Origin of the sequence: Maridesulfovibrio ferrireducens (assembly GCF_900101105.1) — a bacterium.
Taxonomy (GTDB): domain Bacteria; phylum Desulfobacterota; class Desulfovibrionia; order Desulfovibrionales; family Desulfovibrionaceae; genus Maridesulfovibrio; species Maridesulfovibrio ferrireducens.
Genome location: NZ_FNGA01000002.1, coordinates 249,748 through 275,449, shown reverse-complemented (window position 1 = coordinate 275,449; position 25,702 = coordinate 249,748). Strand labels below are relative to the sequence as shown.

The 25,702-nt window shown below is 37.0% G+C and carries 17 protein-coding genes and 1 pseudogene; 8 read left to right on the top strand and 10 right to left on the bottom strand.

Annotated features, from left to right (window positions below; genetic code table 11):
* Nucleotides 1-9: 9 nt before the first annotated feature.
* Complete coding sequence (locus BLT41_RS06050) at nt 10-1,083, bottom strand: polysaccharide biosynthesis protein (protein ID WP_092159321.1); 1,074 nt, start codon at nt 1,081-1,083, stop codon at nt 10-12.
* Nucleotides 1,084-1,221: 138 nt separating this feature from the next.
* Nucleotides 1,222-3,144 carry a glycosyltransferase family 2 protein gene (locus BLT41_RS06045; RefSeq protein ID WP_092159319.1) on the bottom strand — a complete coding sequence of 641 codons (1,923 nt, stop codon included), beginning with the start codon at nt 3,142-3,144 and terminating at the stop codon, nt 1,222-1,224.
* A 1,487-nt stretch (nt 3,145-4,631) separates the two neighbouring features.
* Between BLT41_RS06045 and BLT41_RS06040 the strand changes: the two genes are divergently transcribed.
* Nucleotides 4,632-5,819, top strand: a complete 1,188-nt coding sequence (locus BLT41_RS06040) for a tyrosine-type recombinase/integrase (protein WP_092159317.1) — start codon at nt 4,632-4,634, stop codon at nt 5,817-5,819.
* On the opposite strand, the gene BLT41_RS06035 is transcribed toward BLT41_RS06040, so the two are convergent.
* The 3 genes from BLT41_RS06035 to BLT41_RS06025 form a co-directional block, all read right to left on the bottom strand.
* Nucleotides 5,816-6,046 (bottom strand): hypothetical protein, encoded by a 231-nt coding sequence (locus BLT41_RS06035; RefSeq protein ID WP_092159315.1) that lies wholly within the window; start codon nt 6,044-6,046, stop codon nt 5,816-5,818. The genes BLT41_RS06040 and BLT41_RS06035 overlap by 4 nt on opposite strands.
* A 39-nt stretch (nt 6,047-6,085) precedes the next feature.
* Nucleotides 6,086-6,526, bottom strand: coding sequence for a phage regulatory CII family protein (locus tag BLT41_RS06030; protein WP_092159313.1), 441 nt, complete (start codon nt 6,524-6,526; stop codon nt 6,086-6,088).
* Nucleotides 6,527-6,607: 81 nt separating this feature from the next.
* Entirely contained in the window at nt 6,608-6,886 is a 279-nt protein-coding gene (locus BLT41_RS06025; RefSeq protein WP_092159311.1) for a helix-turn-helix domain-containing protein, read from the bottom strand.
* Between the two features lie 113 nt (nt 6,887-6,999).
* Here BLT41_RS06025 and BLT41_RS17820 point away from each other — a divergent pair.
* The 6 genes and pseudogenes from BLT41_RS17820 to BLT41_RS06000 form a co-directional block, all read left to right on the top strand.
* Nucleotides 7,000-7,203, top strand: a pseudogene (locus BLT41_RS17820) (helix-turn-helix domain-containing protein); the annotation flags it as partial.
* A 6-nt stretch (nt 7,204-7,209) separates the two neighbouring features.
* Nucleotides 7,210-7,407, top strand: coding sequence for a hypothetical protein (locus tag BLT41_RS17630; protein WP_244512204.1), 198 nt, complete (start codon nt 7,210-7,212; stop codon nt 7,405-7,407).
* A gap of 202 nt (nt 7,408-7,609) precedes the next feature.
* A complete protein-coding gene (locus tag BLT41_RS06015) occupies nt 7,610-8,584 on the top strand; it encodes a DUF6694 family lipoprotein (RefSeq protein ID WP_092159307.1) in 975 nt (324 codons plus the stop codon).
* 141 nt (nt 8,585-8,725) lie between these two features.
* Nucleotides 8,726-9,574 (top strand): hypothetical protein, encoded by an 849-nt coding sequence (locus tag BLT41_RS06010; RefSeq protein WP_092159305.1) that lies wholly within the window; start codon nt 8,726-8,728, stop codon nt 9,572-9,574.
* Nucleotides 9,575-10,052: 478 nt separating this feature from the next.
* Nucleotides 10,053-10,619: a GIY-YIG nuclease family protein gene (locus tag BLT41_RS06005; RefSeq protein WP_092159303.1), complete on the top strand. Its 567-nt coding sequence runs from the start codon at nt 10,053-10,055 to the stop codon at nt 10,617-10,619.
* An 8-nt stretch (nt 10,620-10,627) separates the two neighbouring features.
* Complete coding sequence (locus tag BLT41_RS06000; protein WP_170830314.1) at nt 10,628-11,899, top strand: DNA sulfur modification protein DndB; 1,272 nt, start codon at nt 10,628-10,630, stop codon at nt 11,897-11,899.
* A 51-nt stretch (nt 11,900-11,950) separates the two neighbouring features.
* Here BLT41_RS06000 and BLT41_RS05995 read toward each other — a convergent pair whose 3' ends face one another.
* Genes BLT41_RS05995 through BLT41_RS05985 form a run of 3 tightly spaced genes read right to left on the bottom strand, consistent with a single transcriptional unit; the run spans nt 11,951 to nt 17,175 of the window.
* Nucleotides 11,951-12,763 (bottom strand): phosphoadenosine phosphosulfate reductase family protein, encoded by an 813-nt coding sequence (locus tag BLT41_RS05995; RefSeq protein WP_092159299.1) that lies wholly within the window; start codon nt 12,761-12,763, stop codon nt 11,951-11,953.
* A gap of 1 nt (nt 12,764) precedes the next feature.
* Nucleotides 12,765-16,160: a hypothetical protein gene (locus BLT41_RS05990; protein ID WP_139167333.1), complete on the bottom strand. Its 3,396-nt coding sequence runs from the start codon at nt 16,158-16,160 to the stop codon at nt 12,765-12,767.
* A gap of 7 nt (nt 16,161-16,167) precedes the next feature.
* A complete protein-coding gene (locus BLT41_RS05985) occupies nt 16,168-17,175 on the bottom strand; it encodes a DUF4007 family protein (protein ID WP_092159295.1) in 1,008 nt (335 codons plus the stop codon).
* 332 nt (nt 17,176-17,507) lie between these two features.
* Between BLT41_RS05985 and BLT41_RS05980 the strand changes: the two genes are divergently transcribed.
* Entirely contained in the window at nt 17,508-18,374 is an 867-nt protein-coding gene (locus BLT41_RS05980; protein WP_092159293.1) for a GIY-YIG nuclease family protein, read from the top strand.
* Nucleotides 18,375-19,008: 634 nt separating this feature from the next.
* Here the strand turns inward: BLT41_RS05980 and BLT41_RS05970 are convergent.
* Nucleotides 19,009-20,535, bottom strand: a complete 1,527-nt coding sequence (locus BLT41_RS05970; RefSeq protein WP_092159289.1) for a metallophosphoesterase family protein — start codon at nt 20,533-20,535, stop codon at nt 19,009-19,011.
* 2 nt (nt 20,536-20,537) lie between these two features.
* Nucleotides 20,538-25,694 carry a hypothetical protein gene (locus tag BLT41_RS05965; RefSeq protein WP_092159287.1) on the bottom strand — a complete coding sequence of 1,719 codons (5,157 nt, stop codon included), beginning with the start codon at nt 25,692-25,694 and terminating at the stop codon, nt 20,538-20,540.
* Nucleotides 25,695-25,702 lie beyond the last annotated feature (8 nt).

The window sequence follows — 25,702 nt, the reverse complement described above, 5'->3', positions numbered from 1 at the left end:
CTTTTCAGGTTAGTCTTTGGAATATGGGTTGATTGTGGTTTTCTTGGGTTCTTCAAGGAGACCGTAGTTCAATAGAAAATGTTTTAATTCTGTGGGCGTTAAAGCAATTTCGTTGGCCGAATTGTATGGCCGATCAATAGTTGTGGAAATAGTGCCGGGGTATTTGTAGGAAATGTTTTTATAAAGATCTCTGAAAGCGGGAAGAATCGCAAAATAATTTTCAAGCTCAACGGTTCGACGCGTTTCTTCAAAATTCATAAGCTCTTCATAAAGTTTTTCGCCGGGTTTTGATCCAACAATGTCGATTTCTATGTCTTCAGGATTATGCCCATATCTAGGAGCAAGCTCCTCTATCATTACTTTTGCCAGATCGCAGATGCGGATAATCGGCATTTTTGTGACAAATACTTCTCCGCCTTTTGCATATTGAACCGAGTCAATAACCTGACTCGTAGCCTGACTTATGCTCATAATGAAGCGGGTCATCTCTGGGTCGGTCAATGTGACTGTTTTGCCTTCTTTAATCTGCTCCCGGAAGATGGGGATAACAGAACCTCTTGAACCCAAAACATTTCCAAAGCGGGTTGACGCAAATACCGGCCCTTTTCGTGTTGAGCTATTTGCCGCTGTGATAAGTCTTTCACCCATTAGTTTAGAGGTACCCATGACGTTTGTAGGGTTGACCGCCTTGTCTGAACTGGTAAAAATTACTTTTTCAACTTTGCATTCACTTGCCGCATCGATTATATTTTTGACCCCTAAAATATTAGTTTGAACAGCCTCGAAAGGGGATTTTTCACAAAGAACAACATGTTTATATGCTGCCGCATGAAACAATATATCTATTCCAAGGCATTTTCTGCTTAATTCGTCCTTGTCTCTGACATCTGTAAGAAAGAAATTTGCATTTGGATAGTTTTTGTAGCGTTGTTCCATGAAAAAAAGCTCAGACTCGTTGTTGTCCAAGCCGACAAGTTCACCGACTTCATATACATTTAGCAACTGGTTTATAAGTTCTGAGCCGATAGTTCCGCATGCCCCTGTAACAAGTATGATTTTATCTTTTAAGTAGGAAAGGGCCACGTTTCGTCTCCTGTAAATTCTTATGTCGCGCTAATGTTTATGATTAAGTGCTAAACCTACCAGATTGTTATACCATGCGGCAAGTCCTCTTCGAAGCCGGTAATAATAGAAAATTAAGGTGGCCGGTCATTTTTTACTTCATTTTTGTGATCTCACCCCGTAAAGAGCTTCGCGTATGTCAAGGTAACAGTCATCGTTGTCACTGTTCCACCGGCATGGTTTGTTTATTGGCGGATATGATTCTTTAAGTTTCTGCATGGCTGCAAGAAACTTTTCCTGATTATTAAATAGGGGAACGATTTTATTAATATTATCCCAGTTTAAAAACCAGTCAGGAAAACGGTAAAATGGGAAGCTTGTGAAGGCTTTTTCTCGTATCTCGCGATTCAGATCAAGGCGGAACCACCAAGGGTGAAGGGATGTAATTTCTTCTTTGCTGGAAATATTTGAGATATCGCTTAATCCTGGGCGACGGCAGGCGTGCCGGTATATGAAAAGAGGTATGTCCGTAGTTACGGAGGTCCAACCGTTTTCAACCAGACTTATCCATATCTCAGCATCTTCTCTGTTGGTGAGGTCTTCACGGTATAGTCCTAGCTGTTCTAGGGCACAACGTCGAAGCAAAGAAGAACTGGGAGATGGGCACGCTATAATTGTGTTAATTGGGGCGTATTCATCGCCCCATGCAACGTGGTTGTCTTTTCCAAAAACAAGGGTTTTAGGTGTAATCCATGCGGCCCTTGGATTTTTTTTCATGAGGCTTATACCCACGGCAAAATAATCTGGAGTAATCATGTCATCTGAGTCAAGGGTAACCACAAATTCGCCACTGCTCTCTTTTATGCCTCTGTTGCGGGTTCCGCCTTTGCCTCTATTTTCCTGTGTGATCAGTTTAATTCTGCTGTCATCCAGTCTTTCGAGGAGCTCCTTGGCGGTATCATAAGAATTATCAGTTGACCCGTCATTGATGATAATTACTTCCCAGTTAGTCCAAGTTTGTCTGACGACTGAAGTTACAGCCTCTTCGAGGTAATGTCCCTGATTAAATAGCGGAATTACAACACTTACTTTTTCAGGTCCGGAAATCGGTTGATTTTGTAATGAGAAATTCAGGACTATTTGCTTGTACAGCCTCATCAGCGCAGGGCGTTCACCCACCACACTGAAGCTTGTTTCCATCATCTGACGGGCATTTTCTGTTTCTCCTGAGAATATGGCAAGCAGGCAGTAGCGGAAAATATGTTGGTCATAATCTTCAACTGATTCCAGAATTCCATTTTGCAGTTTTTTAAAAAGTTCCATTGTCTGCGTAATATGGTGCTGATAAATATCGGTCAGTTCTCTGACGGGAAGAGTTGTGAATTTTCGTTCAAAGATTTTTTTTTGATACTTTTCAAGGACGCTGTTTTCTTCGTCCATGATTCGTTGTTCATTTTCTTTTTGAGTTCTTTTGGAGCTGGCTGGAAATTTTTGTATATATGTAGAAGGCAGAATTTTAAATTTTGTTTGTAAAGATAGTCTGAGCAGTAGTTCCGGCAGAGCGAAAAAAAATAAATTCTCACGGAGAATGGATGTATGCGGTTTAAGCAGCTCATTTCGTAAAATTGTTAGAAGCGGGTAAAAAGGATTTTGTAGCATATCCAGAACAAAAGAGCTTGATGAAGGATTCTTTCCGGGAGTATGACTAACAACCGCAAGTCCGCAGTTGGGGCTGTTTTTTATATCCGCAATGGCTGACGGGAAGGCATTTTCGGAAAGATCAGCTCCTCCATTAATAATAATAGTTAGCCCTGTTGGATGGTGTGCAAGTTCTTCCTGTAGGGCTTTTTCTAGGAATACTGTGGAGGATGAAAGCTCGGGGGCAAGAAAAAGGTCTAAGCGGTTTGTTTCTTTTGCAAGTTTTTGTAGCATTAAAACTGTCCGCTCAGGGACACCGGCAGCAGAAATTGCCAGACGGTTGTTTTCAATTCTCTCAAGTATGGTTCTGATGCGTGGTTCTGGAAGATAGGTTCCGGGAGGACAGGTCAATATATACGCGACCGGAGTTGTTTTATTTGTCATTTCCTATGTGTTCCCTTTTTATTGGAATAGTCTGACTGTAAACCTCCCCAAGTTCGTGCCATCCGAAAGTAGCGTTTTCTTGGGGCGAATGTGTTTGGACATATTCGACTGGCGTCATGTCTCCGAGTGGCTCATGTAACCATTCTTTATCATATTCTCTAATTCAGTCTTCGGCAATTATTATGATACGGGCTCTTTACCCAAAGGAGTCGTCATCAAGATTCCCTCCAAGAAATTTATTAATATATCCTTCTGCGTCATAATCTCTTGCAGATGCTTATTCTCAAATGTTTAGCAATTTGAAGTGTTGTTTTGCCTACTGCTATTAACTTTTGTTTGTCTATATTAAATTCATATAGCGTTCTTATTATTTTTTTGTTCGTCAATGTTGCGGATTGCGGATTCATATATCAGTTTAAGTGGTTGAGAATTTGATCATATATAACTGTATGCATATTTTATATCCAACTGTCTGGAAATACAATTAATCATTACTCTTAAGTATAATTGCAATCAAGTTGATAAATTAAAAAAGTTTACAGAATATACAGAGCAAACTTTAATCTACTTAAAATGAGCCGTTGAGATGTGAATATGAATTTATCAGTGTATGATAACTATTTAAAATGATAAGTTTTAATAGATAGAGTCTGGTCTACGTGATAAACTGCGTAGCTTGACTTATTTTAATCATTATTAGTTTGATAAAGTAAAATCGACCACTTAATTTGTTAAATAAAATAGTTGAATTGATATTTAAGGTGAATGCATGCTAACATTCAATTGTTTTTGATGATGACTATGCTATTGGCCAAGAAGCAGGGGAAAGTGGACGAAAAAGCATTACAAATTAACGACAGCACCTTTTAATATTTTTAGCATAAATAAAAGAAGAATATTGTTAATATATAAGGACCTTTATGATGTTTTAACATGGTTGAAATTTTCATCTTCAAAAAAATGTTACAATCGCTTGCTAGCCCTATTGGTAGGCTGATTGACATGGCAAATGTTCCCAAAATAACATTTTTAGATTCCAAGTCGTTTGTTTGGTGTCACCCCGCATAACAGTATGAAATTTGATGAGATCGCCAAGGTTTCCTTGGCGATCTTTTTTATTATGATCCATTAATCACCAATGTCCACATATTCTCCTTATCCATCTTTTCAATCTCTCTGCACGGTTCAGCCGTAAAAGTGGGGACAGAGTGGGGACAAAATTAACTTTCGCCATAAAAAAAGGGTCCACAAGCAATCGTTAAATTGCATGTAAACCCTTGATTTAACCGTGGTACCCAGAGCGGGACTTGAACCCGCACAAGCCGAAGCTCGAGGGATTTTAAGCCCGTTGAAATAATAACTGCCATCTGTGATTTAACGTTCCTAACCGCTTTGAATCCAAAAGATTCATAGTGTAATATCCTGTCTTCACGGTCACTAGTGTTTATTAGTGTATCTATAAAAAGTGGGACAGGAGTGGGACAGAAATGAGCACCAAGAGTTTTGAAGCAACTAAGTATACCGGAGTCAGATTTCGCAGTCATAAAACACGCAGGCATGGAGTTCATCTCGATAAGTATTTTGTGATCCGGTACAAGGTTAATGGCAAGCTGCGTGAAGAAGGACTCGGATGGGCTTCCCAAGGCTGGTCTCCGGCCAAAGCTCATAAGATCAGATCCGAAGTCACTGCGAACATCAAACTTGGTGTCGGCCCCCAATCTCTCGGAGAATTCAGAGAGATCAAAGCCGAAGAGCAGAGAGTTAAAATCGTTGCCAGCAAAGCTCGGAAACCTTTCTCCGAAGCAGGGGAAACATACATTGAAGAGTACGCCAGAAACAATAAGAAGAGTTGGAAGCATGACCGCACCCGCTTCAAACTTCACCTCGTGCCGGTCATTGGAAAAATCAGCCTTGATGATCTGACCTTCCAGCATATTGAACTTCTCAAAAGTTCTGTGACAGGGAAGGGGCTTGCCAAGGCAACGGTTGTGCAGTGTCTCGCGCTTACGCGGCAGATTTGCAATTACTCCATTCAAAGAGGATGGCTGAATGGGGCTAATCCGGTCAAAGGCGTTAAGTTTCCCAGAGTCAATAACCAGAGACTCCGCTACTGTTCTCTTGACGAGGAGACTGCTTTCTTTGAGATGGCTGTTCAAAGGAGATACCTTGATTGCCACGATATCAGCTTGCTCAGTCTTTATACCGGCATGCGGATGGGAGAAATTTTTGCTCTTACCAGACAGGATATTGATCTTGTTGAGAACAGAATCATTATTAAAGGCGAATCCGGTGCTGACGATGGACCCAAGTCCGGAAGAAGCAGAGTTGCGTACATCACTGAAAAGATACTGCCGATGCTGGCAACTAGAATCCCCGATTTGCTTAGTATGGAGTCCTTGCTGTTCCCCGGTCCTTCCGGTGATATGCGGAAAGAAATCGGAGAAAACTTCGCAACTCTGATGAAGCATCTTGGATGGAATAAAGGCGTTACTGATCGCCGGTTGCGTTTTTGTGCTCATTGTTTTCGTCATACTTTTGCTTCCCGTCTTGTCGCCAAGGGTGTTCCTCTTCCTGTTGTTCAAAAAATGATGGGCCATGCTACTATTCAGACCACTATGCGCTACACTCATACTCATGATGATCAGTGCCGGAATGCCGCTCAACTGCTGGTTTAAACCAGCGGGTTAGATTCCTCTATGAACCAGTCAACAAACGGTTCGCGGGTGTAGAAAACTTTACGATTACGTTTAAATCGTCCTTCTAAAGGTCCAGTTCCTTCGCAATCCATCCTGCGCATTGTTTGGGCCTTGATGAGTCCGCCTGTATATTTTTCCACGCCCTGTCTGCATAGAACTGGGGGTAATGTGTTTAACAGGTGTTCTTTGAGTTCTTCTTTTGTCATGTGGCTACTCCATTAGAAGCTAGTTTCTGCTGTTGCACACTAAACATGAGAATTATGCTCAGTAGTTCCATCTAATCCGCATAGAAGTTCTTGAATTGCTGTCAAAGCTTCTTGACCTTCTTTGCGGATTCTTTTTTTGTCATGACTGCTTAACTTACCTTCTTCAATTGCTTGCCCGTAAACAGCTATGAGTTCACCGAATTCTTTGACGGCTTTAACCAGACTTATATTGGAGCAGTTCTCTTCAGGTATTCTTATGAAAAGTCCGCCCATGCTTGCGGCAAGATGGTGTATAGGAGAATCGGAACGGCAAGCCTTCATCAATGGTTCAAGAAGGTCGGCTCCAAGCTTGTGGCTAGTATTCTCAGAGTTTAGTTCATTCATGAGAACATGATATTTTTTGCCAACCATTTCCGCTACAGCTCGTGCTCCGATATCTGAGTCAAGAACCATTTTTCGAACTATATCTATGAAGCTCATGTGATTACTCCTGAAATTTACGCCGCTATTAACGTGACCATGAACCAAAGAGAACGTATTCTACATCCGACTACTTTCTATTTATTTAGTTTTAGGCTTAGGTCCGGTTTTTTCTCTGCTGCGGTCTGGAAGAATATTTGTCGGCATTTCGTATTCATCACGGAGGATATCAATATATTTTTGAGGACATTCTCCACCACGGATAATCGAAGATACCCTCGCAGGGGTTAGATCAAATCGTTTTGCAAGCATAACATTTGTAATCCCAATCTTTTCCATCCATGCACGCCTCAAGAAGTGTGTTGGAATAGTTTCAGTAGTAAAGGATGCTTGCGCTGAGTCGCCAGTTTGGTTAATCATCAATGTAACCTCAATCAGTTGAAGGTTTATTTATTAACTGTGTGTTGTTGAGTTAATATATATTGTAAAAATGAAAACTAAGTCAACAAAAATAACAAAAAGTTTGCAATTTAATGAATAAAAATAATTTTAAGTCTAGATTACAGGATGTTATCTATCATCTTAGGGTCGAAGATCAGGAATTTGCTAAGGCAGGTGGCATCTCTAAGGCTACTCTTTCTGGGTATTTTGGGAGTGATCGCCAACCTAAACAAGATACAATTGCAAATTGGATTAACAAATACGATATTGACGCAAATTGGTTGCTGACTGGCGAAGGGCATATGTTCCGGAGACAAGATGAGATTTCAGTGGTTAATCTACCGCTAATAACCAAGAAGTTGATGGTCGTTGAAAGATCAATGGATAAGGCCGCAAGTCTCGCCAAGCTGGAGGCTATGAAAGCAGTCATTGAAGGCGAAATTCTGGCCGAAAAAACACAACAATCCAGAACCGATGCCGATCAAGTCGCGAATGGATAGAGCGTAAATCTAACTGGCCTGCATACTTTAAAGGTATGTGGGTCAATTTTTTTGACTAAAAATAGGATTATTTTGGTTATTGGTTTTTGTTAATAATTGTAAGAATATTTTGGCAAGGTGAGTGTCTTACCAAAAGTACTGATTGGTAAATGTCTTAAATCGTAAATAATTTAGTTGTATATAGAGTCGACAGGTGATCATAATGATGAAAAATATAGTCTTTTTGTTGATTGTTGCTTTTATTTTGACTGGGTGCGGGAACACTACGCTTGATACGTCATCCGAAGCAAAGTTTAAAGCTTCAGTTGAAACTTTAGTTAAAGAAATTAGTGACTCCGAAAAAGAGACTTTGCGTAATTCCTTTGCCGTGATTATTTCAGGTGGAGAAATAACAAGTTTAACCTCAGATGTGCGTGTTTCTGATCTTTATGCTCTTGGGGAGCAACGGATAAAATGGGGTAACCCTCTTTTCTCTAGTCGATTGAAGGGGATTGATGGCTATACTGCAAAAGATATTAATGAACATGCCGCTGTGGTCCTAAAAGAATACGAAGAGCGTGAACGTAAAGCAGAGATTAGCAGGCTCCAAAAAAGGTTAACAGAGTATAAATCAGAGCTTGCAGAGCTACAAAAATGTAATGCCGCCCGTGAGCAGGCAAAAGAAATTTTACCATTACTTGTCGTTAAGAGTGAATACTACTTGAATGAGTTAATGGATACTTTGGGAAGGCCAATGGGCAGAATTGAGTCGGCTGACGTAACTGCAGTAGTACAAAATGATAGTTCTTATGATGTCAGCTTTATTCAGTTTAGATTTGCTATAAAGTCTGGTGAGCGACAGGTCTATCTTGATAAAAAAATTTCGTTTGCTCCTTCTATTAAGTCGGGGGAATCTAAGACTGTTGAGCAGAAGATGGGGATAGAATATGATTGTTTGAAGTTCAACCCTAAGCAAGTAAAAGTGACAGTTACTCCAATTAAATCTGAAACAACTGAGTCTGCTCTGTTTGCAAGTAAGCATTTTTATAAGACTGAGAGTGAGTATTTAGGGTTGATTCGGGATGTTGAGGGGCGGATTGGAGCGTTGGATGCTACGAAGACTGTCAGTGAAGGTAATAGTCATAACGAAAAAATACAGCAATCCAGAAGCGAGAACGATCAAATAGTGAACGGATAGAGCGTAGGTCTGATTGCCCATATGTCCTGAAGGTGTGTGTGGCAATTTTTTTTGAGTAAAAATGGTGTTATTTTTGTTATTTGATTTAGTTTAAAATTTTAAAGATAGGTATGGTGTAGCGTGAATAACGAGGGCAAGACGATGGAGAGTTCTCGAGGGGATGGAGAAAAGTCACCGAAGAAGACATTTATTTCAACAGGTTTTCAAACTTGGGCAAATGAATTGGTGTCACTAGGTAAAAATTTTTATTGGATTGTACTAACTATAGGTATTCTTATTCTTTGGGGCTACTACTTCTCTATTCATTATTATCCGGTCGGGATTTCTGTGGATGAAGTGTTTTTATTTTTAGGTGTTTCCTTTGGATTTGGTGCACTGTATCTTTTTGGAGTAGCTTATTCATATATAGCATGTATGTGGCTATTTAGAGCTTTTGTTTCTTTTTCACATAATAAAAAGTTAAAAGATAATTACAAGAACTTTTATCAAGGGTGGTTTATAGGTAAGGTTTTTATTTTAATAAGTATTTTGTTGAGTTGTCTTCTTGGTGCTATATTATTATCTTTAAATGGTAATAATAGTGTATCCATTGGGTTGTTTGTTGTTCAAGGTTGTTTTTTAAATCATTATTTTGTTCATGATGTAAAAGAACTTGCTAGGGATTTTAGTAGGAAATATCTGCTTTTGCTAATTTCTCTTCCGCTTTTAGCTTTGCCCGTTTCTGGGGTATTTATAGACAGTACTTTTAGTTTGTTAGGTATTAGAAAAGAGAATGTAAGTGTTTATGTTGATGCTAAATATAACTCCGTATTAGACGCTCAGAGAATTGCTTTTTCTAAAACAAGTTCTCCTAATAATGTGTACATCGAAAAGTGCGTAGTCCATTCAACTGGAGTTGGAACAAAGTCTTATTTAGAGTTTTGGACTAAAGACAACGTGTCTAAAAAGATAGCTCTTCCAACCAAAGATTTAATTTTTGTAGATGGATAGTTTTTGTTAATGAGTCTAGTTTTATTTTTTTGTTTTTCATAATAGCTGAGCAGTCTGGTTTTATTAAGCACAATGTTTGAATCATTTTTCTATCTGAAGCTTCAGTCGGAGCAGGTTGATATGATAGTGTAAACCTCCCCAAGTTAGTGTTACCCGAAAGTAGAGTTTTCCTGGATGTTGACGTCTTCCCTTATTCTGTACCGTCAAGGTCAAGTAGTTAGTGGAGTTTTGAAACAAAATACCTATTAATTCTGTGATAATATTGCTTTTATAATGGTGTTTGGTTAATCTTCAAATTCACATTATGATTAATCGATATACTAGATTTTTTTGGTGATTTTAGGGGCGATGAGGCCTATTTGATCTATTTTATGTTTTAAGAATAGTTTTTTCAGCAGTGAAAGCAAAAAAATGAAAATGAGACAGAAAAAAAGTATTTCACAGTTGAGTTTTAACAGGTAGATGCGGAAAAAATATTATGGATTTTGATAACGAACGACTTAGACAAATGATTCAACATTACTCAGATTTTGCAGCTCCGACGTTGCCTATGTCATGTTCAATCGATAAATTAATTAATTTTGACCTTTGTAAAACGCTCTCTAGTACTTTAATTGACCAGTGTACTACATGGAAAACTGAAAAGGCTACAAGTTGCCTTCATAATCTTCTTCCAAATGCTCCCGGGTTGTATATGTTTGTATGGAGCCCATTAGTTCAATTGAAGTTTGAGGATAATATAGAGCGGACCAAAGTGATCTTGTATGTTGGCAAAGCAGAGAAATCTCTTTCTTCTCGCTATAATCAGGAATACAAGAAATATTTTAATGATAAGTTTGAGTTGTTATGGGATGATAATCCCGACAATAGGCGCGATAAGCTTAATAAGTATATGCAGTTAAGACCTATGTTTTATTGGTATACAGTTGTTAAAGATGTTAAGGCAATAGAGTATTTAGAAAGTAGGTTGATTGACCTTCTCTCTCCCCCCCTAAATTCGCAATGTCCAAAGGTGCGATTAAAACCTCCAGTTCCAGCTTTTTAGGAGAAATTATGGCTAATAAAACATTCATTCCAGCATTTAAGGCAAAAGTCGGAGACTGGAATTATTACATATGTCAGATGAAATATGCTGAGGTTGCACGGCAGGTAAACTTTGCACATGAGTTAAACGGAAATAGTGAGCTCAACAAATTGCTTCAAAGGGGCCTAACTAGCAGGACGGCAGATATTAAAGACTATTTACTTAAATCTGACCATCGTTTTCTAGGATCTCTCATTATTGCTGCCTGGGGAGGAGATCCTCAATATATGGCTGTACAAATTGAAGATAGAGAAAATGCTTTAGAGGGGTTAGATAGAAATTTTGGAATACTTACTTTTGATGGTACGCAGAATTATTTTGCGTTAGATGGCCAACATAGATTGAAGGCTATTAAAGATGCTGTAATGCTTAATCCAGAGCTCGGGCGTGAAGATATTTGTGTTTTGCTTGTTTCTCATATGGAATCAACAGAAGGAAGAGTCCGAACGAGAAGGCTTTTTACTAATATCAATCGTAACGCCAAAATTACAAGTAAATCTGAAAACATAGTCTTGGATGAAGATGATGGTATTGCTATTATTACGAGAAGATTTCTCGAAGAACATCCTTTTTTTAAAGAATCCCAACGAGTTAAAGTTATTACAAAATCTGGGAGTGACGGGGAGTTGAAGATTGCCCCTCCTGGTGTTTCCCCAAGTGATAAATTTTCTTTTACCTCTATCATGACATTATATAAATGTTTAAAGAGTTTAGCATTTGATTTACCTGTAACAGTCAAGAATGATTCTCAAAGACCTTCACCCGAAGTTTTAGAAAACGCATATTCCAAGCTATCGATAAAAATTGATGATTTAATGAAGAATTGTGGAGATGTTGCTAATCTTTTTATGAATGTTTCGTCTGCAAAAGAATTACGTGCCCCTAAAGATAAGGAATACGAGGGGCATGCGTTTACGCGGCCAGTAGTCCAGAATGCAGTCTGTGAAGTCTTAGCTCACGCAGTAGGAGGAGGCGATATTTCATGGGAAGATGCAATGCAAAAGTTGAATCTTTTAGAGTGGAGAATTGGACAAGCCCCATGGATTTCGGTTTTTGCTCCTCCGAAAAAAATGCTGTCTGGAAAAGATAACTCGAACCTACTTTTTAAAATATTATTGGCTCATATTGCCCCAAGAAGTAAGCAGAGTATTAAGGATGCGAGAAAAGAGTTTCAAGAAGTTAGGGGGCAGCAATATCCTATTGCTTATGATGATTTGGTTAAAGATAACTTCGATAATTAAGCAACTTTTGTCAGCGGGCAAGCTTTGCAATATTGCTCGCTGACAAATAAATTACAAACTACAAATCATGCAAGCTTGATCGTCATATTCATCATTGTCAATATCTTCGATTATAGCCTCTTGCCAGGAAATATTTGGATTATGTTCTGGTTTTTTTGCTAAAATTTCATCTTTACGAGCAAGGAGCTCTTTCAAAGTTTCGCCTTCAACCCAAGTATATTTTTTACCTGTTTCTGGATCAATTTTTTCAAAGGCCATAGCTTGTTTAAATAAGCCAGGATGATGCTCGTGCAATCCTATCCATTCATCTCGTCTTTGAAAAAAACAGAAGTAACATCCAGAGCGGCTACGCCATTTGTAGTATTCAGGTATTCCAACTGTTTCTCTTAATATTCTGAAAACATCATCTCTCACGATTCCATCTTCCTTAAATGGATAGACTGGAGTTACATTACTTCCTTGTTTAGCCACATATCCAATACGTTTTTCATCCGCACGAATGCCTATGTAGCTAACAACGTTGTCATTCCCCATGAATTTTTCTAGAGGCTGTATTTTCATCACTTTAGTGCACCATCTAGCTATCGGTGACGGAAGAAAGTTTTCATGCTGGAACATTTTAACTTGCATCTTTAGGTGATCTTCAAAGCTATTTTCACTGCCAAGTTTTATGATTTCAGCATCTAAGTAAGCTTCCATTTTATCTATAAAGGTGTAAACCTCTGGTAGCTCCACTCCTGTGTCTAAAAAGAAGTATTCAATATTGGGGTTAATCCCTTTTTCTTTTAGGTAGATAGCTAAAGCTGCACTATCTTTCCCTCCAGAAATTCCTAGTATATGTCTAACAGCTTTTTCCGAAGTCATTTTATTCTTCTCCGCATTGTTTTAACAGATCATTTACTAGATCAGTTAATACCGCTAATTTCAGTGAATCTGAAGATAAGCTTGATAGTGCGTTGTTGAGAGATTTTTTCACTAGTTCAATCGATCTTTCAGTATCGGAATCAATGCAAATAACTTGATCAAGTTCGTTTTGTCCTGGTTCGACCGTTTTAAGTAAAATTGTCCGAATATTTTTATCTTTATTTTGAGCTTGTTTAAAACAGAGTTTTTCAAGATCTAAAAGTTTTGTAGAATATTTAGACAATTCGAAACTAGCTTTGCTTACATCCGAATCTATCCATTTGGCACACGGTTTTTGCGCAACTAAGGAGAACACGCTTTCAATCCATTGTTCATTTGTGTTCTTTTTTGCAATCAAACATTTTATAAATGTTTTAATGCTATTAGTGTTAACTGTGTTGCGTTCAACATGCTGAAATCTATTCTGAAATTCATGTCGAATGTCTTCCGGTTCTGTCTGCTTTATTTTAAAAGCTTGGCAAAGGGATGCTTGAAGATCTTTAAGTAGATCTTGGTATACATACTTTAGGGCTCGTAGTGCTTCAATTAGTTCTTTGGTGAAAAAGCTTAATTGATCAGGGGTAGTGGTTAAGTTCTCATATCCACAGGCGATTGGTAGTCTCTTGAAGAATAATTCTTCTGGAGATGGGGCTTCAAAGTATGCTTTTCGTATTTGAATTGCCTTTTGAGGTAGTGATTCTGTTTTTTTTGAATATTCCGGTAAATTATGCATAAGCATTGCAAAGGGCCTAGCAATTGCCTGCAGGTCCGTGGGAGAGTTGCCGTTAAAAAATGCTTTGCCATACTGTCTGAATAAAGATTCATTTGCCCCTGAAAGCTTGAAGAGTTGAACGGAAAATAGATCCATTCTTTTTATAAAGAGTTCGTAACGGCTTGGCTGTAGCAATGGCAGGTATTTACCATCTTCATACAAAGCTATTTCCGATCTATTATATAAGTACGCAGCGGCGTATAAGATAGGCAGAACCCCTTCTTTTATTCCAAAGGGAGGTGCTGATAATTCGAAGTTAAGATCTGTAAAAGGTCTGGGTTTATCTTCAGTTTCTTCTAAGAAGTGTTGGATTTTATTCCAAACTGGAAGGATGTTGTACCGGTCATTTTTTTTTGATGGCGGTCCAAATTCCCAGGAGTCACCCGCTTTTTTGTGCAAGCCAGTTGCTTTTAAGACTGCATCATAAATACTTCTTTCGGAGGGGTATTTGATAATTCCTAAGTTTTCTTGGTTTTCATTTTTAAACATGGCTGCAATGAGCCTATTGCGACCAGTGGAAGCCTGAGCAGATGGATTTTGTTTGTTAATTAATTCATTCTTAATGGTTGGGGATAAATTATAAACTTCAGAAAGAATGTTTGAAAGTTTTTTTTGAAAATCTGTTGTCGTTGCGATCAATAATTTTTTATTTTTCCATGTCCAACGGTATTGCTCAGGATTTTTAATCAGCTGGATGAGAAGAGAATCTTCATAGTCCCTTGCTGCAATTAGGCTGTCTTTAAATTCACGCAAAGATACGGGGTCTGAGTTTAATTCATTTCTATTATCGCGTACTCGCCTTAGGGCGATGACTCTACTTACTGCTTTATGAATATCATCATAATTATCGCATAAAGCTAAAACTGTCATATCATCGAGTTTAGCAGCTAGTTTTGTAAACTCCTTTGAACTTGATTCTTTATCAGACGTAAGAAAATAGATGATTTTAGGGGAATTATCATTGTTAATTTTTGAAGCAGAGTGTTTGTCTGCAAAGTAGACCGAATAGAATCTAAAGGTTCCTGTTGTGATTGAATGTCTGTTCGCAACAATTGCTGGTAGCACATTGCGAGAGTTTAGATTCGCAGGAAGATCGAATCCTTTAATTTGGCTTAGTTCCTCATCTACTGCTGTTTCTATATCAAAATCGCTTCCCTGCCAGACTCGATATTCTTCATTAAATTTTCTAAATTGTATTAGTGATTTTCCCTGTAGCGCCGTGATGTCTTGTCCGTAGTTCAGAGTATTATGAGGGGAAGCTGCACGCAGTAAATTGTCTGAAGCTTTGATAGCTCCGTGCGCTCCAATTATATTAATCAGACCAATAGTCTTAAGTAAGTTTATTTCTGAAGGTCGAGCATCCCCGAGCCTTTCAAGGGCTGATACGACCTCTGCCCAACGACGGTGTGTTAAGTGGTCAAATATTGTGGCAGATTGATTTGCAATAAAATAATCATAGATTGCCCAAGGATATATAAATCCTTCAGTTTCTAGATGGTTTTGGAGGTTGTATTTAAATCCAAAAGGCTCATCGCTGCCAAGAAAACTGAATAGGGTTCGTTCATTTTGAGCTACCTTTTGACAAAGCAGAGGAAGTAATATGGCTGTAAGAGGATGAAGTGGATAGCAGCTCTCAAAAAGTTTGTTTGCAGCCTCGTGATCAAGCCCTATAGGGAGCGCCTTGATTTCAGAAATTGCAGAAACCGCTGAGTTTATTTCGTTTGTAAGCTCACTATTAAGGTCTGCTGTAGACTGTATTGCTTTGGCCACAATTTTGAGAGTTTGGTCGACAGGTTCAATGTAGGGAATGTTTTCATATCTACCTTGAATTTTGGCCCATTCTTCCTGTTGACTTTTATTCCCACTGGATACGTATTGATCAAAAGCTTGATGAGTGAGTGTTATAATGTAGGTATTAACTTCAGAGCCTTTATGCGCATATTCAGCTAGTTCTTGCAGAAGATAAATGTCATTATCCGTTTTGTGACGGGCTTCGTATTCAAGAAATTTACCCAATTCATCAACTAGAATTAGTATTCCTTTACTTCCTTTTTGAGATAGTTCAATTTTCAATTGTTCTAAAAAATAGATTATTTTAGACGAGGTCGGTGTGGTTTTTGTTTCTAAAATACTTTTATATATTTGGGGTCTTGGGCCAGTGATTGGAGCCCAATAGTTTTTCACGCTTTGCTGCATGGAGCGAAAAAAATTATTTGAAAAAGGTTCAGAGCTTCCTGTTATAATTATTGTTAGGAACCCCTTTCCACTTGTCGTTTTATCCAGAAAAGCCGAGCTATGTTCTGGGGAAACGGAGACGAGCTGTTTTCTTGCTTCAACGGAAACCCGGGCTTCAGAATTTCCAAGTAATGATGCCAAGAATAACCCAAAGGAAGATTTTCCTGCTCCATAGGGACCAACTAGTGTCCATGATCGTGGTGTATCTTCAAAGGAAATTGTTTTCGCTATGCGGTCAAGCGTGTATAATGATCTAGCTGTCGGGATGTATTCACGGGATAGACAGCTTGATTCTGCATCACGGCTAATATTTACAGATCTGGTATAGTTTCTATCGATATTTATATTCATCGTCATTTTACTGGTCAAAATGCCATTTTAGGAGGTCGTATTTAGAAATTTTCTCATCTAAAAGATAGAGCTGTCGTAGCCCTGAGGACTCACTGTATTCAAAAACATTTGGCATGGCCGCCATTAATTTTTCAACGTGATAAATAAATCCATTTTCAGATAAGCGAAAAATTGAACCAATGGTAGCGTAACCATCTTGGTTATAGATGAGCTTTTCTAAAGGTATTTCTTTGAAATTCATCGCAGAGAATACATCTAGCAACGCATATCCAAATATACCTAAAGGAATATGATCCCTTTTTTCTATTTTTGATTGGTAAGATTTAGCGTCTTTATAGTAGGCTATAAGTTGTAGGCTAGAAAGAGGACAATCTAGCTCTTTTAAATGCTCATTATTGCCACTTTCCCTAGTATGAGAGTACATCCTTAAAAGTATTTGTATATCTTGTTTAAGAGTATTATGAGAGTAGTTTGCTTTTAAATCACTTTCAACAAATTGTTCTAAGGACTTTAGAATGTCATCATTTTTAAACTCAGTCCTATGGAATAGGTTAAAAAACCAATAGAATACAGTAGAAGATTCAGCATTTGTCGCTAAAAGCCAATGCAGTAACCAAATAGTGCCTTCATTTTCTAAATAGTGATCATATCCTTTTTTTCCAAAAAGAAGTTTTCCAATATCAGTTGCACAAATTCCATTCACTTCTCTAGAAATCAAATTTGCAGAGAAAAGCCAATTTTTGATGGACTTAACCATGTTTTTACCGACTCCAAGGATAACCGTGGCGTCCTCGTTCTCAAAAACACTAGGGTCTTCTTGGAATGCATTAAATCCTTTAGTCAGCCATCCGTATCTTAATCCAAAAGATTCATGTCGACCAAAAGCCGACTTGTCAAAATTAAATCTCATATTATGTGCCATTAATTGGTTAAATTTATGATTCTTAAAAATATATAGAACTGTTGAGCAAAAAAATAAGAAATGCCATTCTGGTGAATCTTTCAGAGTTTTCACCAGATTCAAAATGCCTACACTGAACCTAGTGCTTAATCAACGTTAAATTTATATTTTTTTAGCCTTTTATCCGGATTATTGTCGTTAAGTTCTTAAAATTATAGATTTTATTCATTAAAGGCGTGTTTAGTTTAGATAAACATTAATCCAATTGCGAGTTGAAAAAAGATTGTTAGCACTTCTTTTTTTGTTACTTGCAAATAATGTTGAATTCGTTAATTTTTTGCGGGTCGATTTATTGTATATTTCGGGCAATTTTCATATATTACTGCTTATTGAGATCCTTCATGAAATGTTTAGTCCTTTTATAACTTTTACATCCGATTATGACAATGAAAGCAGAACGTTCTAATATTGATTTTCCTTTGTGGCGAAAAAAGGTCGATTCTTCCTTGTTTGAACATCGTGGAACGGCAATTCCGGGCTGGGTTTGCGATTTGTGGTGTATTGAGGAACAGTTTGGAACTGTAAGGTCGATAAAGTCTTCTGACTCAGTAGTAAAAATTAAATTTAAAGAGAAATATTATCTTGGGAATGTAACTTACCGCAAGGCTGGCCTTAAGCGTCTTGTTCCCGCTCTTTGGTTTGGCGATGAGTTGGCTACGGAATTAAAGAAAACTTATCTTATGTCATACATGCGCGATATAGAAAGAAGATTGCGCGGGGAAGGGGGAAAGAGTGAAATAGAATCTGAGATACCATTCTGGGAATTTTTAGATATCGAATTCGATTGTGATTTAAAAATGTTCATTTTCACTGAGCATTATTCTCAAAAACCTATTTTCCCTGAGTTGTTCAAGCGGATTGTTTCTTCTCCAAAAGTCAAAGAAATAGATGATGAAGTTCGTGGGAAACTGTCAAGAATATATGGTTGCAAATGGAAGCCTAAGTGTGAATTGGATACCGAGCTTATTGTTCAAAATGTAATATATTTCTTGTTGGATTCCATGAGTAAAAAAATTTACGTTGGGAAGGCAGATAACCTTGTGATACGACTTAGGGCTGATCGGAAAAATATACCCGGCTGGGATTTTTATAGGTATGAGCAGCTTCCAGGTGAGTTAGCTCAGTTCACTGTGCAAATTGAAGAAATGATGATTAGAAGTATGGCTTACCTATTGCCTAGTTCTGCTGATTGCCGCGATGTGCTAGGATCTGATTTTGAGTTTGTTAACCAAATTATTCTGGTAACAGATTAAGGGTCTGTACCAGATGACTAGACCATAGGTAGGTTGATCTATTTTCAACTGTTAAACGGACTTAGCGGATTACAGTTGTTAAAACATTATCTTATTTTCGTTAAAAATATAGGATTTTTTTTGAATGGGGTCTCATGTGGTGCTCTACCTTGTTCCAGACGTTTTCGATGCCATTGATGTGGTTGTTCCTGTCTGCGAATAGTTTTTAATGGGGATTCAAAATCTTGAATTCAGAAACATTCAAACATTGTATTCCCACCAGCAGCCAGAGAACGATGCTATCAGGTTGATTTTTTACCTGATTAATTAGCAATAAAGTTTTGTTCTTTGCATTAGTCATCACCGATGTATACCCTTTCGTACTTTTTTAATGGTTCCCCAATAGGAGCTTTGTTTGCTACTACATGTCCTCTCTTGTCTTTTTGTAAATATCTAAAATAGCTCTCATTTACCCTTAATTCACCCGAAATAAAGTTCTTATTCTTGGACTCTTGAGTGATTATTTCTAGGAGCCTGTGAAAATAGTAAGTGGCAGTTTTAATGTTCATATCTATAAGATCCACAACACAATTAGCTGTGGTCACCCCCATAATGTTCTATAAACTAGAGGGATTCTCTGGGACAGATTTATAATTTAATTTGTTATGTTATATGGTTCCATTTCCTTTGTTATGAATCCATCCTGACTTGTAGAGATGTGTTGCGTTATTGTTACTTTGACAGGAATTCCTTTATCTCTTTCTATCAAGATAGAGTTAAATCCTGCTGGGACGTGTGCTTCACGATATTTGGGGTCAAGTGTGAGAGTTGGAGCACACGAATATATAAATCCTTCTGCTCCTTGATCTGGAATATTAATACCCTGTATGTTTTCGTGTCTATGTCCAAAAAGGAAAATATTTTTTGTTCCTTCAGGTAATTGTTCACAAATTGTTTTATTTGTTGAGTGCTTAATTATTGGGTGGTGTGAAATTATTACGTTAAGATTTTCTGGGTATGATTCTTTGTATCTTTTTAGTTGTTTTTTAAAGAGTTTAGCGGGGTACCCAAGTATCTCTCCTTTTTTGAAATCACTAGTTTGGTAACTAATCTCATTTGCAGTGTTTAGTCCAAATATATTGAGTCCATAAAAAGAAAATAAAGGACTATGAAAGAAAGTATTTCCTTCCTCTTGATCTAAGTTAGAAAAATCGAGTGACCACTCTCTCTTTCGTGTTAATGAATAAGCAAACTGACGAAAGTTCAATAAACCACGGTTTATTTCTGGGGCACTGCCATCTACCTTTTCCTTAAGCAGTTCTAATCTAGTGTTTTGATCATCATCGCTTGGAGGAGTGAATTTTAAGTACGGTTCTCCTGTAGATGGTATATGCACATCGTGGTTTCCTGGGCAAATAAAGCATGAGTCTTGCGGGATGTTTATTTCTTTTAGCAATTCTTTTATAAAGTTTGTTGCGGCTATATATTCTTCTAGAGATCCCGTTTGGGCAATATCTCCTGAAATAATAAGAGCATTAGGAAGAGGAGCCCCTCTGTGAATATGTCGTTCAATTTCAGTGCAAAGATTTAGTCGTACATCCTCTTGAACTTTGGTTTTTAAAGAGTCTCCACCGGTCCACTTTCCTCCAAATTGTAAATCACTTAAATGAATTATTTTAAGCGGGGCATTTTGTGAAATATCAATGTAATGACCTCCTTTACTTCGGATAATAGCATTCGTTATATTTGTAGAGCATTGGTCCAAATATTTTGCATCTGATATTACAGATTCTCTTACATTGATAGACCCTTGTACATGTCTATTAATTAAACTTGATTTATAGTTACGTAATTGATCCTTACCCCACATTTCAGATACAATAAAAATTGGAGCAATTATCTCTTTTTGCCCAAGTTTATCCAAGATATTAATATATTTATCTTTCTGTTTTATTTGAAAGGGCTCATCACTATTGTCAGAGAGAAACATGTCTAATAGTATAAGGTCCGCTGATTGTGCGCGGTCTAAAATGGGCTGCACGGGTGAAGATGTTTCATCTACAATATTATATTCAATGTCATAATTATTTGATAGCAGCGAAGAGTTATCAATTATTTTTTTAAATAAAGACGCGCGTTCTGTGTACGAATCATCAATTATAAATATTTTATATCGTCCCATGGTTAGCCTCGTTGAATAGAGTTTAGAGTCGGAAGAATTATTTTTACAGTGTATAAATCTGCTATGGGCTGCTCTGGTATAATAACTTTCCCTCCCTGTTCTTCAAATTTCAAATGATGAACTGTTGCTATATATTCTTTTTTTACTTTTTCGTTATGTATATAAGTGTTTGTGATCTCTATGGCTACGAACTTTCCCATTGTGGACTTTGGAATTTCGAGAAGTTGGACAAAGATATTAATTTTGTGCTCATCAGTGAGTGAGTTGTTTTTGTAATGTCTTCGAGCATTACATATGAATTCGTTTATAAGACTTTCGGTATTTTTTGTCATTAATCCCTGGACCTTAGTAATTTCTTGGGCGCTATCTCTATTTTTAATAACTATGGTTGGCTGTTTAGAAACTGGACATTTATCGTTTTTGGTTGATTTTGGTGTTGAATTTATCTCATTGTTGTTTAATTTTTCAGAAAAAGATTTGTTTGTACTTGATAAGATAAAAGTTTCAAACGCAAAATAGTTGAAGCAAAAGTAATCTTTAAGTTTCTTAAATAAACTGTTCCCGTTGTTTTCGTAAATAATGTTAAAGCATTCCTCACTATTATTGTCCTCAACACATTTCCTAATTGATTCTAGTATGTTTTTAAAGAACACTGCATCAAAGGTGTGTGGGAGATCTGTTGGCATTTTTTTAATGTTTTCCATTGTCGCTATTATTTTTTGCAAAATGATAGCAGCATGCGGTGGAATGCTAGTTATTTCACTCTCTAATAATGTTTGAAGGTAAGACTTGTGCATTATGCCCACTCGGTAACCAATCTCTTCAAATAATATCCGTAAATTATCTATATATGTACTGCTGTGCTTTGCGGTTAAATTAAGAAGAGAATATAAGCGTGGCATCACTCCTGGTATGTCTTTCGAGAATACTTTATCTTTATTACTTCTTTTAATTATGATCGAAACCCCAAGGTGAAAGTCAACATTAGATGACTCTTTTAATATTAGAGTTCCAGTATAATTGCGATTTTCGGAATGATCGTCAGTTTGTTCTGTCGACTTGCTAAAGTTGTTTGGTCTTTCAGAAAGGTAGTAAACTAGTTCTGTAGATATATATGAATCTAAGGTTGAGAGTAATGCTACAGCAAAAGCTGTTGCACGTGACGGTCTGTAAGCTTGGTGCAATGCCGTCAAAAGATTTTTTAACAAATGAATTTTTCTGTTGTTTTTCATGTCTAGCCGTAAGTACATGAGTATCGTTACAAGTGTGATAATAATGGTGTCTACTAGGTTTGCATATTCTGGAGAGTTTGTCTCATGATTTATCATTTCTTTACGAATTTCAGCAATCCTTTTGTCTGGAAGGGTGTAATCTCCCGATATTGTAATTAGCTCGGTAAGAATTGCTGCTAGCCCTACAGGGGTTATGATTTTGATTTTTTCAGTATATTTTTTAAAATTATTATCTTTGGGCTTTTTTAAGAAAAGTCTTAGCTCTTTATTCCAACTTAGTGGTTCTTTTGAAATATAATGATCTTGGTATGCATTAATTCCATTTATTCTGCGAGGTTCTACATGACTAATCCATTTCTTAATTTGTTTTTTTACCTTAATATTGTCTACGACAGATAATAAAGTTGTAAAATATTCATATGCATTGCATAAGGGGCAGTCTTCAGAGTATTCACTACTGCCTGAATCTGGGGCTAAACAATCAATATCAAGTCGCCATAAGCGGGAGTGTTGTACGTGTCTTGGTTCACTTTTTGATTCTTGGGATTGTGAATTTGGCATGCGGGATCGATCTAGTAATGAAAAACTAGAGATAGATTTAATTAATTTTTCAGACGAAGAGTTTATCGCTTCAGTTAGCTCAAGATAAGATCTGATCGAGGTTATAACAGGCATGAATAGCAGTATATTTACTTGCTTTCCACCTTTAGACGTTGAAATGAGGTCAACCTTATCCGTGAACTCTTTTAGGTCCATCGGGTTGATTCTTAGTCTTGTAGCAGACCTATGCCCTTGAATTGTAGAAAGTGTAGCAATTCTTGTTTCGTTTAATAAATTGTTTGTTAGTTCAAAATCGCGAAATTGTTTTCGCCTGTGTATTTGTTTTAGTACAAATTGGCTGATTTCACCTGAAAGACACACAAGCATGTCACATTTAGAAAATTTTTTACAATCTTTGTTACTAAAAACTCTATCAAGATGAGATTCGATATATTCCCAAGAGTGACCTACTTGTTGGACCGAGTCCATTTGTACTGCGTCTAAGACGTTAACACCAATACAATCGTGGTGTCCTCCTGATTGCCAGTGTCCGAATTTAAGGTAGCCATTAGTTTGCCAATATCGGTAAACCTGGCGCGGTCCTACGCCTTGTGGGGTCTCTGGTGAATTTCCATAAGCATAGTTGAATTTGTTTTTATGGGGTTGGTTTTCACAGCAACTATTTGTAGTTTCACTCTGTTGAGTAGGTGAAATGGCGCGGGCAAGACACCATTCTTTGTTTCCAATGGGGCTAATAGCAGGGCTGTCAATAACTCTATAATAAGGTTCATCGTCACGGGTTTTAATTAAATAATCAGTTCTATCTTGTGACCAGCATAGCAAGTAGTATGGTCCTTCATCTGGATGTGATATTTCACGCGGATTGTCAGATTTAAAGAAAACGCATGAAAGAATATTCCGTTTGTTTTTTTGATTAGACATAATCCTGTTGTTGACTGTCCCACCTGTAATTACAATACTGCTTAAAATTATCTTTAAATCGCTATTCTCAGGGTTAGAATTGTTGATAGTGTCATTGTTGTAAAAACTATAATTGTGAACTAGCTTGTCAATATAATGATCTGTTGGGTGAGGTCTAGAGTTGGTCGAACAGTATGCTAAAAATCTTGACAAGCTTCTTCTGTATACCCATTGACAGATTCTATTATTAAGTGTTGCGTTGAAGTCTATGTAGCGCTTAAGTTCAGTGTCTTTTTGGTCTACAGAAGACCATTTAACAGGACCTACCCAATAATTTTGAATATGCTCCTTTGATGTGTTTTTTGTGGCTGTTTCTAACATCAACAAGTGAGTGTCAAATCTTTTTAAGGCGTTTACTATATGGGCAATAGTTAATTCTGGTAAATTCTTTAATAAACAATTTCTTTTTTTATTGATTTCAAGAGTGCAGCTGTTTTTAATATCTGAAAGGTTCAGCTCTATATGGCAATAGTTGCTTGATAAAATGACTAAATTTTTTATGTTGCCTATAGATTCTTTTTTTATTGATTCAAAAACGGTTAAAGTCATCAAGCTGTGTGATAAATCTTGATCTGCGATAAGTAAATTTGAGCAATTGTATTTTTGTGTTAAATAAACTGAACGTGAAAGAAGTTCGCGCCTGCTGATATTTTTTTTGGGTCTCCACATGATGACTCTATGGGGGGTATCGCATGACACTGTATAGTTAGGTTCAAAATCGCTAGATTCTGTGATTCCTTCAGCTAAATCATCAATGCACAGAATGTTTATTTCTTCCAAGGGGGGGGTGTCGGGAGGGAGTTGTATCTCTTTAAGACTGTTTGCGTGATACGCTTTCATTATTAAGGAATTGCCAATATTTTCTTTGTCTAGTTTTTCAATCTTCCAAGTTTTACTATTAAGATTAATTGGTGTTCCATGAGATTTCCACTTACTAATACGAAGGGTTATGTGTGCCCCTTTTGGTGGAAAATAGTTTGCAGTGGATATTCCCGTTTCAGACGTTAAGTTGTTAAAGTTAAGCCCTGCGAAAAGTCCATCACTAAAAATTCGTATTTCTCCGCATCTATATCCTAGCATAGTTGCTATGTAGCTTAGGCCTCTTTTTGATGGAGAACCTGCTCGCGCACTATTCTGTTTATCTTTAGTTATTTTTTTAAAATATTGAAGAAAAATATTTTTACGACCACAGTCTGAGTTGTTTTTCTTTTTTAAACTTTCACAGAAAGCACGACCTGTGTCAGAAACAAAAACCTCTAAAAAACCTGTTTGTTCTATTTCACCTTTTTGAAATCCAACCTTGGCTTGTAGTTCTTTTTTGTATAGGTTTTTAAGGCGGTTAATGTCTTGATTAGGACTTTCAATTATCCCATATCTTAGTCGAGCGTATACTGCTCCATAGTTTGGTGTTCCATATTTTTGAGGGTATGCATGGTCTTTAACGTTGTCTAAAAGCTCAGCTAAAGCTTGTCTGAATTCTTGAACAATGAATTGAGAGTTAGCAAGGTAGGGCGTTTTAGAGTTGCTGGCTAAACATTTTTCTAATCCTCTGTTTTTAGCTTCGCTTATCAGTCTATCTGTTATTTCTTGTGTGTTAAAAGGAAGTAGAATTATTTCAACAGGAATGCAGGTCTGATTGTGAAACGATAATTTATCTTTGTTTTTTCGTGCGCTATTTGTGTATGATTTTATATCGATAGGGCAATTGTTTTTGTCTTTTGTTTTATTTTTTCTTTCACTAGGATGTGATATTAATTGTTGAAGAAATCCTTCTTGAGTTATGTACGCAGCAAATTGCGTGTGACAATCTGGTAATACTATAGTGATTTCTTTGTTTTTGTGGGTCCATTCTTTGACTTTGAGTATGAGTGAAAGAAATGGGTGAGGGTCAGTCCATGTACATTTAGCCAAGTTAATTGTTATTTGAGTATTATTATCTATAATAGATATTGCATTTTCAAAGTATTCCGCCCAATCCTTATCTCTATATTCATGACCTAAATATAATGAATTTCTTTTATAGCATGAATAAACACCTGTTTTTTCTATTACTGAATATATATATTCGTGATTAACTATCTTTTTGTTAATATATATTTTGCCATTTGATTGTTTTTGAGTGAGATGATTTTTATAAAAATCACTGTAGTACAGAAAAGGAACAGCTTCTTTTGAATTAGAAATTGTAAATTCATATTTTTCTATTTTTTTTGTACTTAGTAAAGAATATAATATGTCGGCTGCCGATAGAGTTGCAGACGGTACAGTTGAGTTTATTTTTATTGTTGAGAACTTTTTTGAATTTAATATAGCAATTAGTTCTGACTGTTCTTTGCTTATAAGATTTCTTGTTATTGTAATAACTGCCTGGTCATTTGTGATGTTGTATTTTACCCCTTTAATCATTTTATTGC

Coding starts and splice junctions, on each gene's coding strand:
- BLT41_RS05965 (WP_092159287.1), bottom strand. CDS start 25,694: ATGATTAAAGGGGTAAAATACAACATCACAAATGACCAGGCAGTTATT.
- BLT41_RS06040 (WP_092159317.1), top strand. CDS start 4,632: ATGAGCACCAAGAGTTTTGAAGCAACTAAGTATACCGGAGTCAGATTT.
- BLT41_RS05990 (WP_139167333.1), bottom strand. CDS start 16,160: ATGAATATAAATATCGATAGAAACTATACCAGATCTGTAAATATTAGC.
- BLT41_RS06015 (WP_092159307.1), top strand. CDS start 7,610: ATGATGAAAAATATAGTCTTTTTGTTGATTGTTGCTTTTATTTTGACT.
- BLT41_RS05970 (WP_092159289.1), bottom strand. CDS start 20,535: ATGGGACGATATAAAATATTTATAATTGATGATTCGTACACAGAACGC.
- BLT41_RS06030 (WP_092159313.1), bottom strand. CDS start 6,526: ATGAGCTTCATAGATATAGTTCGAAAAATGGTTCTTGACTCAGATATC.
- BLT41_RS06010 (WP_092159305.1), top strand. CDS start 8,726: ATGGAGAGTTCTCGAGGGGATGGAGAAAAGTCACCGAAGAAGACATTT.
- BLT41_RS17630 (WP_244512204.1), top strand. CDS start 7,210: ATGTTCCGGAGACAAGATGAGATTTCAGTGGTTAATCTACCGCTAATA.
- BLT41_RS06000 (WP_170830314.1), top strand. CDS start 10,628: ATGGCTAATAAAACATTCATTCCAGCATTTAAGGCAAAAGTCGGAGAC.
- BLT41_RS05980 (WP_092159293.1), top strand. CDS start 17,508: ATGAAAGCAGAACGTTCTAATATTGATTTTCCTTTGTGGCGAAAAAAG.
- BLT41_RS05995 (WP_092159299.1), bottom strand. CDS start 12,763: ATGACTTCGGAAAAAGCTGTTAGACATATACTAGGAATTTCTGGAGGG.
- BLT41_RS06005 (WP_092159303.1), top strand. CDS start 10,053: ATGGATTTTGATAACGAACGACTTAGACAAATGATTCAACATTACTCA.
- BLT41_RS06025 (WP_092159311.1), bottom strand. CDS start 6,886: ATGATTAACCAAACTGGCGACTCAGCGCAAGCATCCTTTACTACTGAA.
- BLT41_RS06035 (WP_092159315.1), bottom strand. CDS start 6,046: ATGACAAAAGAAGAACTCAAAGAACACCTGTTAAACACATTACCCCCA.
- BLT41_RS06045 (WP_092159319.1), bottom strand. CDS start 3,144: ATGACAAATAAAACAACTCCGGTCGCGTATATATTGACCTGTCCTCCC.